This window comes from Pseudomonas sp. TH21, from assembly GCF_016651025.1.
GTDB lineage: Bacteria > Pseudomonadota > Gammaproteobacteria > Pseudomonadales > Pseudomonadaceae > Aquipseudomonas > Aquipseudomonas aylmerensis.
In genome coordinates this window covers 3188965-3206528 of the sequence record NZ_JAEKEQ010000001.1, presented here as the reverse complement: position 1 = coordinate 3206528, position 17564 = coordinate 3188965, and the positions used below count along the sequence as shown (strand labels likewise).

The following is a 17564-nucleotide window of genomic DNA, read 5'->3' as shown; positions in this document are numbered from 1 at the left end:
AGCGCTTGGATCGCTAGCCGCCGCGTGCAAACCGAGGAATGTCCAGCCCCAGGTTTTCACGCAGTGTCGTGCCTTCGTACGCCGTGCGGTACACCCCTCGTTCCTGCAACAACGGAATGACGTCCTGGGTGAACCGCTTGAATTGCTCTGGGTGCCCGATATAGAGGTTGAAACCATCCACGGCGCGCGCCTCGAACCACTCGGCCATTTTCCGCGCGACGGTGTCGGCGGTGCCCACGAAGGCACCCGGACGCAGTTGTCGACCAAACTCAACGGCCTGGCGCAAGGTAAAACCCTTATCGCGCGCCTGGTCGGCAATGCGTTTGGCTGCGGTAAAGAAGCTGCTGCGCGCAGCCTCCAGGCTTTCTTGCGGAAACGGCGCATCCAGGTCGTACTGGCTGAAATCATGCCAACCGAAGTTGCGCCCAAACTCCTTCAGGGCGAGTTCAAAACTATGGTCGACGTGATGGTAATGCTGCTCGATTTCACGCGCGTGCGCGTCGGTGTCGCCGACATAGACTTCTGCGCCGGGCATCACCAGCAGGTGCTGCGGGTCACGGCCCAGCCGCGCTGCCCTGCCCTTCACATCCTGGTAAAACGCCTGGCCCTGCTCGATGCTGGCGGCGTGGGTGAAGATCACGTCGGCGGTAGCGGCACCGAGGGCGCGGCCTTGTTCCGAATCACCGGCCTGGAAGATCACCGGCTGGCCCTGGGGTGACCGCTGGATGTTCAGCGGGCCGACCACGGAAAAATGCTCGCCCTTGTGGTTCAGGCTGTGCAGTTTGCTCGGGTCGAGGAACTGGCCGGTGGAGCGGTCGCGCACGAAGGCATCGTCTTCATAGGAGTTCCACAACCCCTGTACCACCTGCACGTGTTCAGCGGCGCGGCCGTAGCGGGTGTCGTAATCGTAATGCTCGTCGCGGCTGTAATTGCCGGCAGTGCCGGCGTCGCCGCTGGTGACCACGTTCCAGCCGGCGCGGCCTTTGCTGATCAGGTCCAGCGATGCCAGGCGCCGCGCGACGTTATACGGCGAGTTATAGGAAGTCGTCAGCGTGCCGACCAGGCCTAGATGCCGCGTGCTCACGGCCAGCGCCGATAACAGGGTCAACGGCTCCAGGCGATTGAGGTAATGGGAGGGCGACCCCGGTGTGATGAACTGGCTGTCGACGATAAACATCAAGTCGAACAGCGCTGCCTCTGCCTGGCGCGCAATGTCGATATACCAGTCGACGTTGACACTGGCATCGGCCGGCAGGTGTGGGTCAAGCCACAGGTTGTGGCGCCCGGGCCCACCGCAGCCCATGGTCAGGGCGCCCAGTTTCAGCTGTCTTTTGCTCATGTCCAGGTATTCCAGCCCAATTGACTAAGGGCGCATACAGTGAGCGACTCGCCCCGCTGTGTAAAATACCCACAATGCATAACCTAATGCATTAACAATGCCGAAAGCGCATTTAATGCGCCTGCCGTGCCTGTGCGACCCCATGCACTGACATTGCGCAGCGCCTGGCACCACCTACACTCATCTGAATCCGGCGACGCCGCGCCCTTGTTACCCGGCCGGTCCGTTGCACCTGCACGCATTGCTCGACAAAAAAAGCAGTTAACCAACTGATTAATAGAGTAACTATGAAAGAGCACCCGCGGCAGCGTGTAATCAGACCGCAACAGGTGGCACACCTTCTGGCGCCCTTGAGCCTGCTATGCCTCGCCCTCGCCGGCTGTACGGTCGGGCCGAATTTCGTGCGCCCCGATGCGCCGGCGAATGCCGACTACTCTCGCGAAAAGCTCAGCACCACTGCCCAGGCCGATATCGACACCGGGGGCGCGGCGCAGCGGTTGATCGCCGGGATGGATATTCCCGGTCAATGGTGGGCGCTCTTCCGTTCGCCAGCCCTCAATGCCCTGGTTGAAGAGGCCTTGCGTGCCAACCCGGACGTGAGCGCCGCGCAAGCCGCGCTGCGCCAGGCCAACGAGTTGGTGTATGCCGACCAGGCGTCTCTGTTTCCCTCGGTCAGTGGCAATGTGCAAAAAGCCCGCGAGAAAGTCTCCGGCGTCACTTCGGGGCTGCCGGAGTCGCCGATTCTCACCGTCAGTTCGGCCTCGTTGAGCGTGTCCTATGCGCCCGATGTGTTTGGCGGTACGCGCCGGCAAATCGAAGCCACCTCGGCGCAGGCCGAGTACCAGCGCTTCCAGCTGGAGGCGACGTACCTGACCTTGACCGCCAATGTGGTCAATACCGCGATCAGCCTGGCGTCGGTGCGAGACCAGATCGCCGTCACCGAGGAAATCATCCGCCTGCAGGGCGGCCAGCTCGACTTGCTGCAAGCCCAGCGGCGCCTGGGCGCCATCAGTGATGCCGACGTGCTCACGCAACAGACCGCGCTGGCACAGTCGCGCGCGACCTTGCCGCCGTTGCAAAAGCAATTGGCGCAGACGCGCAACCAGCTGATGGCCTACCTCGGTCGCTTCCCCAATCAGGATCAGGATGAGCGTTTCAACCTGGCCTCCCTGCAACTGCCGCAGGCACTGCCGGTCAGCCTGCCTTCCGACATGGTCGCGCAGCGGCCGGATGTGCGCTCTGCACAGGCGCAATTGCACCAGGCCAGCGCTGACATTGGTGTGGCCGTGGCCAACCAACTGCCGCAGTTCAGCATCACCGGGTCATTGGGCTCCACGGTGGCGGGCGGCACCAAGCTGTTTTCGTCCGGCTCCGGCGTGTGGAGCCTGGCCGGCGCGATCACTCAGCCGCTGTTTGATGCCGGCGCGCTTGAACACCGCAAACGCGCGGCCGTGGCGGCCTATGACGAATCGGCGGCGCGCTATCGCGGCACCGTGCTGACTGCGTTCCAGGACGTGGCCAACGCGCTCCGGGCGCTGGAAGCCGACGCTGACGCACTCAACCAGCAGGTCGTGGCGGAACGCTCCGCGCAAGCCAGCCTGGATCTGGTGCAAGCCCAGTTCCGTCTCGGCGCCGTGGCGTACATCAACCTGCTCAACGCCCAGCAAACCTACCAGAACACTGCTTTGGCACGTGTCAGGGCACAGGCTGCGCGCTACAGCGACACCACGGCGCTGTTCCAGGCACTGGGTGGCGGCTGGTGGAACCGCACGGATGTGGACCCCGCGACAAAGGGCCGCCCGGATCGCTTCGGCCTGCCGTCGTGGCAGGAAATCATGCCGGCCACGAAAAAGCCTGCGCCCAGCGACTCGGCGCGGTTCGACTGAACTGAATCATTGAAACAGTGAGATTCTCCATGGCTGACGTCCAGACTGCCTCTCCCCTGCCTCCCGAACCCAGCGCACCGGGCAGCCCACGCAAGCGCCGGTTATGGCGGCCGATGCTGATCATGGTCGCGGTGGTGCTGGTGATCGTGGCGATCATTGCCGGGGTGAAATTCGTGCAGATTTCGGCACTGATCGCCCAGTCCAAGGCGCCGTTGCCCGCCGCCGTAGTGACGGCCATGCACGTGCCGTTCAGCGAGTGGCAACCCAGCGTCTCGGCCGTGGGGTCGATGAAGGCGGTTCGCGGCGTGGATGTGACCACCGAGGTCGGCGGTATCGTGCGCACCCTCGGATTCAAACCTGGCCAAGAGGTGCCGGCCCAGGCCTTGTTGGTGCAACTGAATGCCGATTCCGACATCGCGCAACTGCATTCGCTTGAGGCCACGGCCGACCTGGCGGTGATCGTGCTCAAGCGCGACAAAGCCCAACTGGCGGTCAACGCCGTGTCCCAGGCCCAGGTCGACACCGACACCGCCGACCTGAAGGCCAAGCAAGCGGCAGCCGAGCAACAGCGCGCGCTGGTGGCGAAGAAAACCATTCGCGCGCCGTTTGCCGGGCGGATCGGCATTACCAGCGTCAACCCGGGGCAATACCTCAACCCCGGCGACAAAATCGCCACGCTGCAGACGTTCGACCCGATCTACATCGACTTCACCGTGCCGCAAACCCAGCTCGAAGCCATCGCCATCGGCCAACCCGTCGCAGTGACCGCCGACGGCCTGTCCAACCAGACGTTCACCGGGCGCGTCAGCACCATCGATACCCAGTTCGACGCGACCACGCGCAACGTCACCGTCGAAGCGACCGTCGAGAACCCCAGGCAAAGCCTGGTGCCCGGCATGTTCGCCCGCGCCGTCGTGACCTCCGGGACGCCGCAGCGCTACCTCACCGTGCCGCAGACCGCGGTCACCTACAACCCTTACGGCACCACCGTATTCATCGCGACGTCGGCGAAGAACGACAAGGGCGAGGACGTGCTGACGGCGCAGCAAACCTTTATCCAGACCGGGCCGACCCGTGGCGACCAGGTAGCGATCCTGTCCGGCGTGAAGGAAGGCGACCTGTTGATCACCAGCGGCCAGATGAAACTCAAGAATGGCTCGCCGGTGAAGGTCGATAACAGCGCGGCACCGCTCAATGACCCGGCCCCGACTCCCCAAGAACATTAAAGGTGTCCCATGAAGCTTACCGATACCTTTATCCAGCGACCGGTGTGGGCCGTGGTCGTGTCACTGTTCATCCTGATCCTGGGGCTGCGTTCGATCTTCGAATTGCCGGTCAACCAATGGCCGCGCACCGAAAATACCGTGGTGACCATTACCACCTCCTACTACGGGGCGGACGCGTCCACGGTCGCAGGCTTTATTACCCAGCCGCTGGAGTCGGCGATTGCCCAGGCCCAGGGCATCGACTACCTGGCCTCTTCAAGCATCACCGGGATCTCGACCATCACCGCCACGCTGCGGCTGAACTACGACGCGAGCAAGGCGCTGACCGAAATCAACACCCAGGTCAACTCGGTCAAGAACCAGTTGCCGGCCCAGGCCCAGGAACCGGTGCTGACCATCGCCGTCGGGCAGACCACCGATGCGATGTACCTGGGCTTCTACAGTGACACCCTGCCGACCAACAACATCACTGACTACCTCGTGCGCGTGGTCAAGCCCAAGCTGGATTCGATCCAGGGCGTGCAGACCGCCGAAATCCTCGGCGGACGCCAGTTCGCCCTGCGCGCCTGGCTCGACCCGGACAAACTGGCGGCGCATAACGTCACCGCGCAGGACGTGTCGACGGCCTTGGCCAACAACAACTACCTGTCGGCCGTCGGCTCCACGCGCGGGCAGACCGTGACCGTGGACCTCACCGCCGGCACCGATCTGCACACGGTGGATGAGTTCAAACAGCTGGTGATCAAGCAGAAAGGCGATGCACTGGTGTATCTGGCGGACGTGGCGACGGTCACCCTCGGCGCCGAGAGCTATGACAGCAGCGTGGCATTTTCCGGCAAGCGCTCGGTGTTCATCGGCATCAAGGTGGCCCCCACCGCGAACATCCTCACGGTCGCCGACAGCGTGCGCCAGGCGTTCCCCGAGCTGCAATCGCAACTGCCCACCGGCGTGCGCGGCGACATCGTGTATGACTCCACCGCGTTCATCAATACCTCGATCTACGAGGTGGTGAAGACCCTGGTGGAGGCGATGATCATTGTCTCGGTGGTCATCTATCTGTTCCTCGGCTCTTTCCGGGCGGTGATTGTGCCCCTGGTGGCGATCCCGCTGTCGCTGGTCGGTACCTTCTTCGTCATGTACCTGCTCGGTTACTCGATCAACCTGCTGACCCTGCTCGCGCTGGTGTTGGCGATCGGGCTGGTGGTCGACGACGCAATCATCGTGGTGGAAAACGTCGACCGGCATATCAAGGAAGAAGGTAAAGGCGTGCTGGAGGCCGCGTTGGTGGCGGCGCGCGAACTGGGCGGGCCGATCATTGCGATGACGGTGGTGCTGATTGCTGCGTACGTGCCCATCGGCTTGCGCAGCGGCCTGACGGGCGCGCTGTTCAAGGAGTTCTGTTTTTCGCTGGCGGGCGCGGTCACCGTATCGGCCGTGGTGGCGTTGACGCTGTCGCCGATGATGACCTCCAAGCTGTTCAAGACCGGCCAGGAGGAAGGTCGCTTCGCGCGCCGCCTCGATCAGTATTTTGACTGGCTGCGCGGGCGTTATCACCGCGTGCTGTCCGGCGGACTGGACATCTGGCCGGTGCTGGTGACGTTTGGCTTTGTGCTGTTCCTGCTGGTCGCCGCCAGTGGCATGACCGCCAAGAGCGAGCTGTCGCCGACCGAAGACCAGGGCCTGGTGTTCATGCAGATCAAAGGCCCGCCGACCGCCTCGCCGCAGCAGATGGAGCGTATCGCCGACCAGGCGTTCCAGATCGCCAGCAAGGAGTCCGAGTACGCGCAAATGTTCCAGCTCACCGGCCTGCCGGCGCTCAATCAAGGCCTGGGCGGCGTGCTGCTCAAGACCTGGGACGATCGGACCCGCTCCCAGGCCCAGCTGATTCTGGACCTGCAGCAAAAGTGGAACCAGGTGCCCGGCGCAACCATCGCCGCCTTTCCGTTGCCGTCGCTGCCGGGTGCCCAAGGGTTGCCGGTACAGTTTGTGATCACCACCACTGATTCGGTGGAAAACCTCAATGAGGTCGCGCAAGCGGTGATGGCCGAGGCGCAGAAGCAGCAACTGTTCTGGTTCTCCGACATGGACCTGAAACTCGACAAGCCCCAGGCGCGACTGGTGGTCGACCGGGAAAAAATCGCTGCATTGGGCATGACCCAGGCCGATGTCGGCGCGGCGCTGTCGGCGGCCCTGGGCGGCAACTACGTCAACTACTTCTCCACTGCCGGGCGCTCGTACAAAGTCATTCCCCAGGTGCTGCAGGTCAACCGCCTCAACCCGGAGCAGATTCTCGATTACTACATTCGCACGCCCGCCGGCGCCATGATCCCCGCGCGCACCGTGGCGCACATCGAGACGTCGACGCAGCCGGAGTCGATCAACCACTTCCAGCAACTCAATTCGGCCACGCTTTCCGGCGTGAGTGGCGTGGCCCAGGGCGAACTGCTGGCCAAACTCAATACGATCCTCAACAACGTGGCACCGTCCGGCTATACCTCCGACTTTTCCGGCGAGTCGCGGCAGTTCATGCAGGAATCCGGTGGCTTCGTCGGGCTGCTGATGTTCTCGATCCTGATCGTCTACCTGGCGCTGGCCTTCCAGTTCGAAAGCTTCCGCGACCCGGTGGTGATCCTGTTCTCGGTGCCACCGGCGCTGTTTGGGGCATTGGCGTTTATCACCATGGGTTACGCCTCGATCAATGTGTACACCCAGGTGGGCCTGGTGACGCTATTGGGGCTGATCACCAAGCACGGGATTCTGATTGTGCAGTTCGCCAACGAACTGCAGCGCGCAGGCCACAGCAAACGTGAGGCCATTGAAGAAGCGGCCGCCGTGCGCCTGCGGCCGATCCTGATGACCACGGCGGCCATGGTCCTGGGCGTGGTGCCGCTGGTTTGGGCCTCCGGCGCCGGGGCTGCGGGTCGACATGACATGGGGCTGGTGATCTTTGCCGGGCTGTCGATCGGCACGCTGTTGACGCTGTTCATGGTGCCGGCGATGTACCTGTTTATCGGTGCCACGCACCATCGAGAGGTCGAACAACCGGTGTATGAGAGTTGAGCCAGTGCACAGCCCGCTGTGCACTGACGCGCTTACAAGATCGAGATCGGGTACTGAACGATCAGGCGGTTCTCGTTGAAGCTGTTGGTGTTACCAAAGCTTCGACGCTGCGTCGCATTGCGCCAGCGCAGGTTCAATGAGCGCAACGGCCCGCTCTGCAGCGTATAGCCCACTTCGGTTTCGCGCCCGCGTTCGCGACCATCACTCACGGCGCCGGCGTGCACATTGCTGCCCTTGATGAACCTGTTCATCAGTGTCAGCCCCGGCACTCCGACGGCCGCAAAGTTGTAGTCATGCCGCACCTGCCAGGAACGCTCGTTGGCCAGGTCGTAACTGGAGCCATAGCTGTCGTTCGCCAGGGTCGCCCCACTGGTGCCGGCAACCCGCTGCAGGCCGGTTTCACCGGTGAGACGTTGCAGGCCGACGTAGAAGGTGTGGCCGCCGGTCTTCAGGGAAAACAGGCCCGACAGCGTGCGGTTGTCCTCGCTGCCGGCCAGCGCGGCGCCATCTTGCGTGCCGATGAAATAGCCAACATTGGCACCGAGGCTGATGCTCTCGGTGATCGTCTGGGTATGCAGCAGCTGGAAGTATTGCTGCTGGTAGACGTCTTCGAGTTGGCCGTACCAGGCCGCAACCACTGTGTGTTCGTGGTTGAACGTATAGTCGCCGCCAATGAAATTGAACGCATCCGATTCGATGCTGTTCCTGCCGTGCAACACCGTTCCGACGCTGTTCTGCGACAGCTTCTGCATGCTGGCGTCGTTACGCTGGCTGTTGCCGCGAAATTGGCCGCCGTACAGGTTCACGTTGGGGATTTCTCGCGAGGTGATTTGCGCGCCTTCGAGGGTCTGCGGCAGTGAACGGCCATCGTCGGCACGCAGTATCGGCAGGACCGGCATCCACTCGCCGATTTTCAGCTCGGTCTTGGAAAACCGCGCCTTGCCGGCGACAGCCAAGCGGCCAAAGTCATCAGCCGGCCGGTTGCCGTCGTGGGTCGGCAACAACTGCGTGCCGTAAGTGCCCCGGCCGCCGTCGAGCTTGATCGCCAACATGCCCAGCGCGTCCAGGCCAAAGCCGACGGTGCCCGAGGTAAAACCCGACTTCGCATCGAGGATAAAGCTTTGTGTCCACTCCGCGGCCTGGCCATGCCCGGTAGACCCCGGCAGGGCTTTGGAGGCGCCGTTATCGACAAAGTCACGGCTCATGTAGAAGTTGCGCAGCACCAGGTTGGCCTTCGCATCCTCGATAAACCCATCGGCCTGCACCAGGCCCGAGAAGCCCAGTGCAATGACCACGACGTTGCTTTTCACACGCTGAAAATTGAGGCTCATTATTATGCTTCCCATTGTTTTTTGAGCGCAGCGATCCCGTCCCCGACTACCGTCGCCGGGGCGGTTTACACAGAAAAGGTCAGGTGTTGGCAGGCAGCGCCGCCAGTGACGAGGGGCGTCGTGGACGCCGTGCCACCCAGGACAACAGGCAGGTCAGCAGCACCGAGCCGATGGCCGCGCCGACCCACAGTTGCGAGAGGGTGTTGAAGTCGTAGAGTTTGAGGCCGGTGGCCGACAGCGTGGTGCCGCGCTGAATGATGACGCCGGTCAGCATTTCGCCGGCTGCAGCGCCGATGTAGCTGACAATCCCGATCATGCCCAATGCCGCGCCAGCCGCCGCCTTGCCGGCGATATCAACGGCCATCAGGCCGCCGAGGAAGCACAGCAATGCCCCCAGCGAACTGCCGAATATCACCATCGACAGCACGTCCATCCAGTAATGCCCGGCCGGGCCATACAGAAACAACGCCAGGCCCCCTGCGTTCATGACGCCGAAGACCACCGCCAGGCCATGGCGGCGGCCGGCGAAAAAGCGATCGGAGATCAGCCCGCTCAAGCCCGTACCGGCAATCCCGCAGATGCTCGCCACGGAAATCAGCGTGGACGCGGTCAGGGTGTCGTAGTGCTTGGCGTTTTCCAGGAAGAACACGCCCCAGGAGTTGACCGCATAGCGACCGACATACATCAGGCACGAAGCGAGTGCCAGCAGCCAGAGCGCCGGGCTCTTGAGCAATAACCATTGAATTGCGGCAACGCTGGTGACGGTGCCTTTGATTTCCAGTGCGGGCTTGGAATTGACCGGTGCAAAGCCTTCGCTTTCCGGCGAGTCGGCCATGAACGCAAACACCAGCACAATGCCGAGCAAGCCCATGGCGGTCGCCAGCCAGTAGCCATACTGCCAGCCCCACGTGACCACGACAGCGGCGACGGCGACATACGTCAGCGCTTCGCCGAGGTTGTGCGCAATCGACCAGAAGCCGTAATAGGTACCCCGCTCCCGGTCGCCATACCAGCGCGCCAGGGACACCACGCATGGCCCGACGCCCATCGACTGCGCCCAGCCATTGATGCCCCAGGCCAGGGTCAGGATCACCGCGTTGGTGGTCAAGCCCATGCAGGCGTTCACCAGCGCACTCAGGGCCAGGCCAAGCATCATGAAGCGGCGCACATTGGCATGGTCGGCGAGAAAGCCGTTGACCAATTTACCGATGGCATAGGTGAAGAAGAGCGCCGAGCCGATCATCCCCAATTCGCTGGGGCTGAGGATGTCCTGGGACACCAGCGCGGGCTTGACCACGTTGAACGACAACCTGCAGACATAAAACAATGCATAACTGAGTGACATCGACAGCAAGGTTTGCAGGCGGATGCGCCTGAAGAGTTTGGGGTCGATTTCGGGCTCCAGCGCGCGCGCTGGTGCAGCCTTGAGCAAGCTCAATAGAGATTTCATAGCCGACAGTTCCTGTTTTTATTGTGCTGTACGTGCTTTAAAAGGTGCTGCTGCGATCAGGCGTCCAGGGCATTCCCAAGCATCGAGGCGACTTGGGCGTAGACCTGCGGGTTGGCCACCAGCAACGGATTGCCCTCGGTCAGGCCGTGGTTGCGCAGAAAGTCATTGCTCACGCCGCCCGCCTCCTTCACCAGTACCAGCCCGGCGAGGCAGTCCCAGCTGTTGATGTGGGTTTCGTAGTAACCGATCAGCCGGCCTGCGGCGACGTAGGCCACCATCAGCGCGCCCGAACCATTGCGAATGAAGGTACCGCCCTCCTCCAGCAACTGCGCGATAAAGGGAATGAAATGTTGCTTGCCGCGCCGATGGGAGGTGCCTACGCCCATCACGCCATGAGCAATATCGGGCGCCGTGTGCACGCTCAGCCGCTGCTGATTGAGCCAGGCACCTTGGCCGTTGCAGGCATGGAACAACTCGTCGTGCACCGCGTCCGCCACGGCGCCCAACCACGGTTCGCCGTCGACCATCAGGCCGATGGACACGCACCAACTGTGCAGGCCGTTGACGAAACAGCTGGTGCCATCGATGGGATCGACCACCCAGATGCACTGCGCATCAAGGGTCGCGCCGCCTGTCTCTTCCCCCAGAAACCCATCCTGCGGAAACCGCTCGGCCAAGCGTTGTTTGATGTAGGCCTCGGTGTCCTGGTCGACGATGCTCACCAAGTCCTGAAGCTGGTCGCCCTTGTGGCTGACGACCAGTGTGTCGCGCTGCCGGTAAGGCCCGAGTGCGCGCCGCGCGGCTTGCATGGCCAGCTCCTGCGCACAGGCATAACGCTGTTGCAGGTCTTCAGGACTCAGCGGTGTGCAGCGCTGTTGGCTACTTTGCATGGGCTACCCCCTTATTGGATGTGTGAATTTCAGCGTGTTGCACACGTGTGCAAAGTGGATGCAAAAAAATGGCGGACCTGCCGCCATTCACACTGAACCGCTTTATAAGGCACGAAAAAAATATTCGTTTCAACACATTTTTAAACTATTTATTCCAGCGTGCTGCGCCGTTGAATCAACTGCACCGGCACCACGAAAGGCTGCTCCACTGCCGCGTTGAGCGTGGCGGCCACTGCGTGCCGGGCCAACGCCTCGGGGTCCTGGCGGACGGTGGTCAGGGCGTAGGCATCGTGGCCCGCCTGGGGAATATCGTCAAAACCGACCACCGCCACATCCCGGGCAACCTGCAGGCCCAGCTTGAATCGCAGGGCATCCATCACCCCCAGGGCCAGCAGATCGGTGGCGCAAAAATCCCGTCGGGGCGCGTCGGCTGTGCAAACAGGGCCAGCGCGGCGTCCACGCCTGCAGCGTAACCCCCGACGGCCTCGTAATGTTCGGCCAAGGGCGCCAGGCCGGCCTCGGCGACGACCTGGCGAAATCCCTGCAAGCGTTGTCGTGAGCTGTAATTGCCCTCGCTCTGGCCGACGAAGGCCAGGCGCGTCGCGCCGCTGCGCAGCAATTCACGCGCCGCCAACCGGCCCCCTTCGACATGATCGCTGACCACCAGGTTGGCACCCTGCAGGTGCGCATCGCAATTGATCATGGTCAACGGCACTTGCCGATTCAGGTAGCGCTCCACCTGTTCGCTCGACGCTGCCGCCGAGGTGAGGATCACCCCGGCCACTTGATAGCTCAGCAACTCCTGCATCGAGCGTTCGAGTTGTTCCGGGTCATTGGCGTTCATCAGCAGCGGCATCAAGCCGTGCAGGCTCAGATGGTGCGTCAAGGGCCCCAGCAGGCTCGCGAGGAAAGGGTTTTCAAACCCGGCGGTGATGATGCCGACAAAATTGCTGCTGCCCTTGTTCATGGTCCTGGCAATCAGGTTGACCTGGTAACCCAGCGCCTCGGCAGACTTCATCACCCGTTCGCGCATGCGTGGCGACACGCTGGCGCCCGGCGTGAAGGTACGGGAGACGGCAGAGCGTGAAACCCCGGCATGCAGGGCGACGGCTTCGGCGTTGATAATGTCCGGGCTAGGCATGTAGGCAAAGTCGGCCTGAAGGAGAAGGCAGCATTCTGGCAGCGCAAAAACCTGAAGTCGACGGCAACGGCGCAGTTGCTGGCAGGAAAAAACACAGGCTAACCTATGTGCTAGAGGCATAGCCCATTCTCAAACGTCATAATCCTACGTTTTCCTACATGGTAATCTCACATCCCTACCAATAGGCATTGATCGTTTGTCGACAATGGCCCCAACCAGGAAAGATCATGCCAAGAAAGTCACACTCAGCCCTGCGTCGTAATTTCCGTGAATTGCTTGCAACGCCTACGTGCGTTGAAACCGCGTCTGTATTCGACCCGATGTCGGCGCGTATCGCCGCCGACCTGGGTTTTGAGGTAGGTATCCTGGGGGGCTCCGTCGCCTCGTTGCAGGTACTCGCCGCCCCCGATTTTGCCTTGATCACGCTGAGTGAGTTCGTCGAACAGGCCACCCGCATCGGCCGCGTCGCCCAGTTGCCGTTTATTGCTGACGCCGACCACGGCTACGGCAATGCCCTGAACGTCATGCGCACCGTCGAAGAACTCGAACGTGCCGGTGTCGCCGCGCTCACCATCGAAGACACGTTGCTGCCCGCGCAATTCGGGCGCAAATCCACCGACCTGATCTCCATCGAGGAGGGCATCGGCAAAGTCAGGGCAGCCCTGGAAGCACGCGTCGATCCGGAGTTGGCGATCATCGCCCGCACCAACGCCGGCGTCTTGCCCACCGAAGCCGTGATCGAGCGGACCCTGGCCTATCAAAAGGCCGGTGCGGACGGGATCTGCATGGTCGGTGTCAGCGACTTCGAGCACCTGGAGAAAATCGCCGAAAACCTCACCGTGCCGTTGATGTTGGTGACTTACGGTAACCCCAAGCTCAATGACAGCCAACGCCTCGCAAGCCTGGGTGTACGCGTGGTCGTGGCGGGTCACGGCGCCTACTTTGCTGCGATCAAGGCCACCTACGACAGCCTGCGCGCCCAGCGCCAGTTGACTCACAGCACCTCCAACCTCAGTGCCACCGAACTGACGCACACCTACACGTTGCCGGAAAACTACGTGGCCTGGGCGCAAGAGTTCATGGACGTCAAAGAGTAATACCCGGGCGGAACGAGGGGGTCACCCCCTCCTCCACACCCCGCTTCAGCTGAAGAACCGGTTGCCCGGCCGTGGCAATCCCAGGTTCTCGCGCAAGGTTACCCCTTCATACTCGCGCCGAAAAATCCCCCGCGCCTGCAACTCAGGCACGACGTTGTCGACGAAATCATCGAGCCCGCCCGGCAGCCACGGGAACATCACGTTGAAGCCATCACTGCCCTCCTCCTCCAGCCATTGCTGCATCTCGTCAGCAATACTCTGGGCGGTGCCCACGAACGACAGGCCGGCATACCCGCCAAGGCGCTGTGCCAATTGGCGCACGGTCAGTTGTTCGCGATCGGCCAGGGCCAGCACACGTTCGCGCGAGCTCTGGCTGCCGTTGGTTTCGGGAATTGCCGGCAGGTAGCCGTCCGGGTCGAATTTGGACGCGTCCGTACCCAGCGCAACCGACAGCGAGGCAATTGCGCTCTGCTCATGCACCAGGCTGTCGAGGTGCGCACGAATGCGGCGTGCGTCTTCAAGCGTGTCGCCCACCACCACAAAGGCGCCAGGCAGGATCTTCAGGTGGTCGGGGTTGCGCTGGATCAGGCGCATGCGCCGCTTGATATCGGCATAGAAGGCCTTGCCCTCCTCCAGGTTGCCCGGCGCGACGAAGATCACTTCGGCGGTTTCTGCCGCCAGTTGCCGCCCAGGCTCGGAGGAGCCGGCTTGCACGATCACCGGCCAGCCCTGTACCGGGCGGGCAATGTGCAGCGGGCCGCGCACGTTCAGGTAGCGCCCCTTGTGATCGAGGGTGTGCAGCTTGTCGGGGTCGAAGAACACGCCGCTGTCGGCATCGCGAATAAACGCATCGTCGGCCCAACTGTCCCACAGCCCGGTGACCACGTCGTAGAACTCGCGGGCACGGGCGTAGCGCTGATCATGCGAATAGGCCTCGTCCAGGCCGAAATTCAGCGCGGCATCCGGGTTGGCGGTGGTGACGATATTCCAGCCGGCGCGGCCATTGCTCAGGTGGTCCAGGGAGGCAAAGCGCCGGGCAATGTGGAAGGGTTCGTCATAGGTGGTGGACGCGGTGGCCACCAGCCCGATGTGCTCGGTCGCCTGGCTCAAGGCCGACAACAGCGTGAACGGCTCGAACGAGGTCGCGGTATGGCTGCGCTTGAGTGCCTCGGTGGGCATGTTCAGCAAGGCCAGGTGGTCGGCCATGAAGAAGGCGTCGAACCGACCGCGCTCAAGGGTTTGCGCAAAGCGCTTGAGGTGCGCGAAATTGAAATTGGCGTCACGAAAAGCGCCGGGATAGCGCCAGGCGCCGGTGTGGATACTGGCCGGACGCATGAACGCGCCCAGCTTGAGTTGGCGTTGTGCAGTCATGAAGCACTCCCAGGAAATAGTCCTCAAGCATCGTCCGGCTGGACTTTTGCTGTCCAATAATCAAACGTGCTGGCTTATTCCTTGAAATACAACCGTGCCAGTCGTGAGGTTTAGCATGCAGACCGTTTTTCACTTTGCCTTCAATGTCACCGACCTGGACCGCGCCAGGGCCTTCTACGGCGGCGTGCTCGGTTGCGAGGAAGGCCGCAGCACCGAGACGTGGGTCGATTACGATTTCTTCGGGCACCAGCTGTCATTGCACTTGGGCACACCGTTCAAGACCGAAAACACCGGGCATGTCGGCAAGCACCTGGTGCCGATGCCGCACTTCGGCCTGGCCATGGCCCTGGAAGACTGGCAAGCCACCGCCGAGCGCCTGACCCACGCCGGCACCGACTTTGTATTGCAACCGCAAGTACGCTTTGCCGGTGAGCCCGGCGAGCAGTGGACGATGTTTTTCCTCGATCCGTTTGGCAACCCTATCGAGTTCAAGGGGTTCAGGTCGATGAGCGCGCTGTATACGCGTTGAATTCCAATTGAGCCACGCGGGGTTTAAATAGCCATTGGTTAAGTGCCGCGTTATATAAGTTATTCGACCGCGCATAAAAAATCCGCCGCAGAGTCTGCGGCGGCAACCAAAGGTTTTTGTCGAAGCAGAGCGGCTAAGACAGGGCCAACGCTACACCCCTGCTTGATTAAATAGTGTGAAGTTTAATTAATCGAGTTTAATCCAGCGCCTGGCTGCAGGCCGCGTGAACTGTGCTTAGAATCAACCTCGGCAAACTCGCCGAACACAATAAGAATCGTAACGCCTCACCTGAAAAACATCTGCCAATACGCTCTTATGCGCCATCCAGTCAGTGCGATGTTTCTGTGCGCGTTAATTATTCCGGGGAAGTCACAACATGATCAAACAGTGCAGCCTGTTAGCGCTGGCGGTGTGCGCCAGTATCAGCCAGTTCGCGCAAGCCGACGCCGTCTCCGACCAGGCCGATTCCAAAGGGTTTATCGAGGGCAGCAGTGTCACCGGGCTGTTGCGCAACTATTACTTTGACCGCAACCGCGAAGGCGGCAGGGCCGACAACCGTGACTGGACCCAGGGCGCGATGCTCAATTACGCCTCGGGCTTTACCCAGGGCACCATCGGTTTCGGCGTGGATGCCTACGCCTACGGCGGGCTGAAACTCGACGCTACCCATGCGGACGCCGGCACCGGCAACCTGCCGACCGACCGGCATGGCGATCCCGAAGATGCCTACGGCTCCGTCGGTGCCGCGGTGAAGATCAAAATCTCCAAGACCCAGCTCAAGTTCGGTGACATGCAGCCCACTGCACCGGTGTTCGCCACCGGCGGTACGCGCCTGCTGCCCCAGACCGCCACCGGCTTTGACCTGACCAGCAGCGAGATCGCCGGGCTGGACCTGGAAGCCGGGCACTTCACCAGCACCAACAGCGGCATGACCAGCGACCATGACCACGATATCTACGCCACCTACGCCAACGTGCCGGCCAATAGCGCGAGTTTTGTCGGCGGCAAATACGCCTTCACCCCGTCCCTGAGCGCGACGCTGTACGCCAGCGAACTGGAAGATATCTGGCGTCAGTACTACACCAACCTCAACTACGTCATCCCGCTGGGCCATGACCAGTCGCTGGCCCTGGACGGCAACCTGTACCGCACCCTCGACACCGGCAGCGCCAAGGCCGGCGCGATCAACAACACCACGTATTCGGTCGCGGCGGCGTATTCGTTCCTGCAGGCCCATACGCTGACGCTGTCGTTCCAGAAAGTGCACGGCGATACGCCCTTCGACTACATCGGCACCGGCAACAACGGCGCGGGTGAAGGCGGCGACTCGGTGTACCTGGCCAACTCGGTGCAATGGGGCGACTTCAACGGCCCGGGCGAACAGTCCTGGGGGATCCGCTATGACTTGAACATGGCCAGCTATGGTGTGCCGGGCCTGAGCTTCATGGGTCGTTACATCAATGGCTCGGACATCAACGGCACCCATACGCCGGTCAACAGCGCGTATGCTGGCGACTATGGCGCCGATGGCGCTCACCACGAGACTGACCTTGAGGCCAAATACGTGATTCAGAGCGGCCCGGCGAAAAACCTGTCGGTGCGCGTGCGCGATGCGATCGTGGCGTCGAACGCCGACCAGCGCGACGGCGATTTGAACGAGTTGCGACTGATCGTCGACTACCCGTTCACCCTGCTGTAATCACTGCCCGAATGACTCCAGCCGCTCGCGCATCCCCGCGCTGGCGGCTGGACCGGCCTGCAACGTGCAGGCATCCATGGGCACCACCTGCCCATCGGCATCAGCCATCATCGGCTGCACCAACCGCCCTGTCCCGCGCTCCACCACCTGCACACTGGCGCCTTCCTCGGCGTAGTGCCGGTTGCCCCACGCCACCAGCGACATCAGCACCATACGAAAATCCTCGCCCTTGGCCGTCGGTACGTATTCGTAGCGCGGCGGCCGTTCGCTGTAGGCCTTGCGCTCGAGCATCCCGGCGTCGACCAGGGCGGTGAGGCGGCGCGTGAGCATGTTCGGTGCGATGCCGAGGCTGCGCGAAAACTCATCGAAACGGCGCAGGCCTTGCAGCGCGTCGCGCATGATCAGGATGCTCCACCACTCCCCTACCCGGTCGAGGCTGCGGGCGATGGGGCATTCGTCGCGGGTCAGGGACTTGCGTTGCATAGGGGTTCCTGTGAGTCGCTATAAAGTTGTGTGACGCCATGTTACTTTCATCATGATAGTGA

The 17564-nt window shown here is 62.2% G+C and carries 12 protein-coding genes and 1 pseudogene; 6 read left to right on the top strand and 7 right to left on the bottom strand.

Annotated features, from left to right (window positions below):
• Positions 1 to 13: 13 nt before the first annotated feature.
• Positions 14 to 1339 (bottom strand): LLM class flavin-dependent oxidoreductase, encoded by a 1326-nt coding sequence (locus JFU04_RS13995; protein ID WP_201144433.1) that lies wholly within the window; start codon positions 1337 to 1339, stop codon positions 14 to 16.
• A 329-nt stretch (positions 1340 to 1668) separates the two neighbouring features.
• On the opposite strand from JFU04_RS13995, the gene JFU04_RS13990 reads away from it, so the two are divergent.
• Genes JFU04_RS13990 through JFU04_RS13980 form a run of 3 tightly spaced genes read left to right on the top strand, consistent with a single transcriptional unit; the run spans position 1669 to position 7511 of the window.
• Positions 1669 to 3225 carry an efflux transporter outer membrane subunit gene (locus JFU04_RS13990; RefSeq protein WP_342389441.1) on the top strand — a complete coding sequence of 519 codons (1557 nt, stop codon included), beginning with the start codon at positions 1669 to 1671 and terminating at the stop codon, positions 3223 to 3225.
• Positions 3226 to 3254: 29 nt separating this feature from the next.
• On the top strand, positions 3255 to 4451 hold the full coding sequence (locus tag JFU04_RS13985) for an efflux RND transporter periplasmic adaptor subunit (RefSeq protein ID WP_242485896.1): 1197 nt from the start codon (positions 3255 to 3257) through the stop codon (positions 4449 to 4451).
• Positions 4452 to 4460: 9 nt separating this feature from the next.
• The gene (locus JFU04_RS13980) at positions 4461 to 7511 is read left to right on the top strand and encodes an efflux RND transporter permease subunit (RefSeq protein WP_065905245.1); all 3051 of its coding nucleotides are present in this window, start codon (positions 4461 to 4463) and stop codon (positions 7509 to 7511) included.
• 32 nt (positions 7512 to 7543) lie between these two features.
• Here JFU04_RS13980 and JFU04_RS13975 read toward each other — a convergent pair whose 3' ends face one another.
• The 4 genes and pseudogenes from JFU04_RS13975 to JFU04_RS13960 all read right to left on the bottom strand — a co-directional run bounded on the left by JFU04_RS13975 (position 7544) and on the right by JFU04_RS13960 (position 12323).
• On the bottom strand, positions 7544 to 8842 hold the full coding sequence (locus JFU04_RS13975) for an OprD family porin (RefSeq protein ID WP_201144429.1): 1299 nt from the start codon (positions 8840 to 8842) through the stop codon (positions 7544 to 7546).
• Positions 8843 to 8921: 79 nt separating this feature from the next.
• Complete coding sequence (locus JFU04_RS13970; RefSeq protein ID WP_106803873.1) at positions 8922 to 10292, bottom strand: MFS transporter; 1371 nt, start codon at positions 10290 to 10292, stop codon at positions 8922 to 8924.
• Between the two features lie 56 nt (positions 10293 to 10348).
• Positions 10349 to 11182 (bottom strand): inositol monophosphatase family protein, encoded by an 834-nt coding sequence (locus tag JFU04_RS13965; RefSeq protein WP_201144427.1) that lies wholly within the window; start codon positions 11180 to 11182, stop codon positions 10349 to 10351.
• A gap of 149 nt (positions 11183 to 11331) precedes the next feature.
• Positions 11332 to 12323: pseudogene (locus JFU04_RS13960) on the bottom strand (LacI family DNA-binding transcriptional regulator).
• Positions 12324 to 12550: 227 nt separating this feature from the next.
• Here JFU04_RS13960 and JFU04_RS13955 point away from each other — a divergent pair.
• Positions 12551 to 13420, top strand: coding sequence for an isocitrate lyase/PEP mutase family protein (locus JFU04_RS13955; protein WP_065905235.1), 870 nt, complete (start codon positions 12551 to 12553; stop codon positions 13418 to 13420).
• Between the two features lie 45 nt (positions 13421 to 13465).
• Here the strand turns inward: JFU04_RS13955 and JFU04_RS13950 are convergent, their stop codons facing one another.
• A complete protein-coding gene (locus tag JFU04_RS13950) occupies positions 13466 to 14791 on the bottom strand; it encodes an LLM class flavin-dependent oxidoreductase (RefSeq protein ID WP_201144425.1) in 1326 nt (441 codons plus the stop codon).
• 115 nt (positions 14792 to 14906) lie between these two features.
• Here JFU04_RS13950 and JFU04_RS13945 point away from each other — a divergent pair, with 115 nt between their 5' ends.
• Positions 14907 to 15320, top strand: a complete 414-nt coding sequence (locus JFU04_RS13945; protein WP_201144423.1) for a VOC family protein — start codon at positions 14907 to 14909, stop codon at positions 15318 to 15320.
• Positions 15321 to 15696: 376 nt separating this feature from the next.
• Positions 15697 to 17019 (top strand): OprD family porin, encoded by a 1323-nt coding sequence (locus JFU04_RS13940; protein WP_201144421.1) that lies wholly within the window; start codon positions 15697 to 15699, stop codon positions 17017 to 17019.
• On the opposite strand, the gene JFU04_RS13935 is transcribed toward JFU04_RS13940, so the two are convergent.
• Positions 17020 to 17502 (bottom strand): winged helix-turn-helix transcriptional regulator, encoded by a 483-nt coding sequence (locus JFU04_RS13935; protein WP_201144419.1) that lies wholly within the window; start codon positions 17500 to 17502, stop codon positions 17020 to 17022. It lies immediately after the preceding gene.
• Positions 17503 to 17564 lie beyond the last annotated feature (62 nt).